Source organism: Poseidonibacter sp. (assembly GCF_041821165.1).
Taxonomy (GTDB): Bacteria; Campylobacterota; Campylobacteria; order Campylobacterales; family Arcobacteraceae; genus Poseidonibacter.
On sequence record NZ_JBGUES010000188.1, the window covers coordinates 1 to 4,410 of the forward strand.

The following is a 4,410-nucleotide window of genomic DNA, read 5'->3' on the forward strand; positions in this document are numbered from 1 at the left end:
GGCATAACTTTTGTAAAGTCATTTATTTGACTTTTAGAAGCTTGCACAGCAGTTTTTAAAACAAACCATTTAACACCCTCTGTACAAGGAGGAGTTGTTAAAGAACCATTAAATCTAAAATAATCTAATGTTGTAGGTAAAATTTCATAAGCTTTAACTTCTGATTTTAATTCATTTTTATCATTAGCATTTTCAGGTAGATTTCTTAATAGTTTATTTAAAACAAGGTTTTCATTACCTTCTTCAAACATAATACCCACAACTGCTAAACTTCCTGAGTTATTAGCATGAACTAAGTGTGCTTCCATTGGGTAAGATTTACCATTAATTTGATTTTCACTTGGTGTATGAAAATGAATTTGTTTTAAAGAGTACTCTTTATCATCAATTTTTAATTTACTTCCACCTGCAAAATCAACTTTTACAGTATGTCCATTATTTACAAATGTTGTAGCTTTTGAATTACTTTCAAAAGTTAATGGATTAAGTTGTGCATCAATAGCGTTTGTTATATTAATTGGAGATTGATTTAACCCTTCCTCACACATATGAAATCTTTCATCAAGTGAAGACCAATTTTTTGGACCTTCTTCTTTATCATAAGACCAATTTGCATATGGTTTTGGTTCACCTTCTGCTAGCATAAGGGCAACAACAACTACAACAAAAATACTAATTACCGTATTCTTAAAGCTCATTTAATATCCTCTCTTTTTGTTTTCTTTTTGCTTTCATTTTATTTAAAGCAAGTCCTCTCATATCAGCCGTCGTATCTGATTCGTCCATTATTTCTAATCCTAATAATGTCTCAATACAATCTTCAAGTGTAACAATACCTTCTGTTTGATCATAAGAATCATAAACAATAAACATATGCTCTTTTTTCTGAATAAACATATTTAATGCTTTTGATACAGGTATGTTTTCATTTAAAGAAATAACCGGATTCATGATTGAGTTAATAGTAACATCTTTATCTTTTAAGGCTTGCTTAAATAGCCTTTTTGTTAAAACAATTCCTATAATATTGTCAATACTTCCCTCATAAATAGGAACTCTTGAAAATTTGAATGTTCTTTTATCTTCTAAAACATCTTTTATTAATGTATTTTTATCTATTGCATACATTACTGATCTTGGTGTTAAAATATTTTTAATTTTAATATTATTTAACGTAAGAGTATTTTCAATAATATCTGATTCTAGATCACCAATAATTCCTTCTTCTTCACTTAAAAGTGTAGAATGGATTAACTCTTCTCTTGATATTGTGTCATTATTATCTCGACCAATTTTTTTTGTTACAAATTGAGTAATTATAATAATTGGATATGTAATTATTATAAAAAAGTTGATAATTTTACTTGCTAATGGAGCTAAAGCTTTCCAGTAAACAGCTCCAATTGTTTTTGGAATAATTTCTGCAAAGAATAAAATCATAAATGTTAAGATTATAGACACAATCATAACAATCGTTTTGTCACCCTCAAATACATTTTGAGCTTGAACTCCAATTGCTGTTGCACCTAAAGTGTTTGCAACAGTATTTAAAATTAAAATTGAAGCGATAGATTTATCAATATCAGTTTTTAATTTTTTTAATAGTTTTCCAGCACTAGGGTTGTTTTTTTCTAATACAGAAATATATGACATATTTGTAGAAAGTAGAATCGATTCTAATACAGAACATAGAAACGACACACCGATAACCGCAACAAATAATAAGACTAAAATTTCCATTTTGCCTCATCCTTTAATAAATTGCACCTCGGGGAATGATAATCCAATAAGGACTCCTTTTTATTTTAATATTTAGTGATAATAATAGCAAAATAAACTTAATAAAAAAATATATTTTGACAAAAAAACATTTTTTGATGTATAATAATATTAGGTCATTTGTTTTTTTAGGAGTTTATCATGGAACATGGATTAATTTCGGTTATAACACAATATACAGATAATAATATTACAAAAACAAGAGAAGTAAATTCTTTAAGTAAAATCGCACCTTTAGATGAGAATACTAAATTAAATCAATTGGAAAAAGACGATTTAAGAGGAATTGATGCAAAATCAAAAATTGAAAAAACTGTAGAAAATAGTACAAAAGCTTTTTATGAGACAGTTTTAACAAATATGAATTTTGGTTACAATGAAGACTCAAAAGATTTTTACGTAAGAACTACAAGAGGAAATATTGAAAATCAATTTCCAACACAAGATATGATGAAATTAAAAGCTTATATTTTAAGTTTAAATGAAGCTATGTCAAAGTTTGACTAGTTTATTTTTCTCAATAAGTAATTCTTTTGCAAAATAAAATTTATTTTTATTTTCAAGTTCAACAATATCAAGTAAATGAATATACTTAAATAAAACAGGCCAAACTTTTAAATAGCCATTTGGTCTTTTTTTTACAAAATATAAAGCAAGTGCTGTTGCTCCATTTATAAGAGCTTTTAAAACAAGGGCTTTTTCTTTTTGCCCTTGTCTTTTATACTCATTCCAATCATCTTCAAGCAGTTCATGAGCTTCAACAAAATAGTCATTTTCTATTGCAAAAATAAATCTATCTATTGCGCTTTTTTGCTTAAAAATTGAGTAATCTATTTTCATTAAGCGTTAATCTCTTTATGTAAGTAATATCCTGTATGAGAACCAGACTTTTTATGATTAGTAGCAAGTTGTTCAGGAGTTCCTTCATCAACTAACATACCCCCTTTATTTCCACCTTCAGGTCCCATATCAATAACCCAATCAGAGTTTTTAACAACGTCTAAATTATGCTCAATTACTAATACAGAATTTCCTAAATCTACTAAATGATGTAAAACTTTTGTAAGTCTATCAACATCAGCAAAATGAAGTCCTGTTGTAGGTTCATCTAAAACATACAGAGTATTTCCAGTATCTTTTTTACTTAACTCTTTAGATAATTTAATTCTTTGTGCTTCTCCACCTGAAAGTGTAACTGCATTTTGTCCTAAAGTAATATAACCTAATCCTACATCACTTAAAGTTTGAAGTTTTGCATGAATTTTTGGAATTTTTACGAAAAACTCTAATGCTTCATCAACACTCATATTTAAAACATCTGAAATACTTTTTGTTTTATATAAAATTTCTAAAGTTTGAGCATTATATCTTTGACCATGACAATCATCACATTTAACCATAATATCTGGTAAGAAGTGCATTTCTATTTTGATTTCACCTTCACCTTGACATTTTTCACATCTTCCACCTTTTACATTAAAAGAGAATCTTCCGATTTTATATCCTCTAATTTCAGCTTCTTTTGTTTTTGAGAAAAGTAGTCTTAGTTCATCCATTAAACCTGTATATGTTGCTGGGTTTGAACGTGGAGTTCTTCCAATAGGGCTTTGGTCAAGGTAAATTACCTTATCAAGTTTTTCTAAACCTGTTATTTCAACTCCATCAATTTTTTTAACTTTTCTAGCGTGATTTAATAACTCTTTTGCAACAGGTAATAGTGTTTGTAAGATTAAAGATGATTTCCCACTTCCTGAAACACCTGTTATTGCACATAAGTTTTTTAAAGGAATTTTAACACTTAAATCTTTGATATTATTAATAGTTACATTTTTAATCTCAATAAAATCTTCTTGAGGTCGATTATGAACATAATCTATCTTTTTTTCACCTGTTAAATATTTAGCTGTTAAAGTTTTAGCTTTATACATTTGTTTAAGTGTTCCATCAAATACAATATTTCCACCAAATTTACCAGCTTTTGGACCAATATCTACAATATAATCAGCAGCTTCAATAGTCTCCTTATCATGCTCAACTACAATTACAGTATTACCTTTTTCTTGTAATGCTCTTAGTGTTTTAATTAGTTTATTTGTATCTCTTTCATGTAAACCAATTGAAGGTTCATCTAAAACATACATAACACCCGTAAGACCAGAACCTATTTGTGAGGCAACTCTAATTCTTTGAGCTTCACCTCCTGAAATTGTTCTAGCATCTCGCCCAAGAGTTATATATCCAAGACCAACATCATATAAAAAATAGATTCTTTCTTTTACTTCTTTTAAAATTGGTCTTGCTATTAGTTTTGATTGTTCATTCATATATTCAAAATTCTTTTCATCTTGGAAAAATGAATGAGCATCTTCAATAGGAATATTTAATATATCTGATATAGTTTTTTCTGCAACATAAACACTTTGAGATGATGGTTTTAATCTATTTCCATTACATGAATCACAACTTTTTTCAGTCATATATTCAGCCATCTCTTTTTCATCTTTTACCATATCATAGGCAATTTTTATAACACCTTCCCATTTTCTTTTTAAAGTGTGTTTTTTCCATACAAATTTTGCTTCTTCTATTCCACCATGTAAAATAGCTTTTCTTTGATGCTCTTCTAACTCT

The 4,410-nt window shown here is 27.9% G+C and carries 5 protein-coding genes; 1 reads left to right on the plus strand and 4 read right to left on the minus strand.

The window, feature by feature from the left end; translation table 11 throughout:
• The coding region (locus ACERKK_RS11560; protein ID WP_373773232.1) for a carbonic anhydrase at window positions 1-698 on the minus strand (698 nt) is incomplete at its 3' end.
• Window positions 688-1,740 carry a CNNM domain-containing protein gene (locus ACERKK_RS11565; RefSeq protein WP_373773233.1) on the minus strand — a complete coding sequence of 351 codons (1,053 nt, stop codon included), beginning with the start codon at window positions 1,738-1,740 and terminating at the stop codon, window positions 688-690. The genes ACERKK_RS11565 and ACERKK_RS11560, both read right to left, overlap by 11 nt.
• Before the next feature lie 180 nt (window positions 1,741-1,920).
• On the opposite strand from ACERKK_RS11565, the gene ACERKK_RS11570 reads away from it, so the two are divergent.
• Window positions 1,921-2,286, plus strand: a complete 366-nt coding sequence (locus tag ACERKK_RS11570; protein ID WP_373773234.1) for a hypothetical protein — start codon at window positions 1,921-1,923, stop codon at window positions 2,284-2,286.
• Here the strand turns inward: ACERKK_RS11570 and ACERKK_RS11575 are convergent.
• Complete coding sequence (locus ACERKK_RS11575; protein WP_373773235.1) at window positions 2,272-2,619, minus strand: DUF309 domain-containing protein; 348 nt, start codon at window positions 2,617-2,619, stop codon at window positions 2,272-2,274. The genes ACERKK_RS11570 and ACERKK_RS11575 overlap by 15 nt on opposite strands.
• The coding region (gene uvrA / locus ACERKK_RS11580) for an excinuclease ABC subunit UvrA (RefSeq protein ID WP_373773236.1) at window positions 2,619-4,410 on the minus strand (1,792 nt) is incomplete at its 5' end. The genes ACERKK_RS11575 and uvrA, both read right to left, overlap by 1 nt.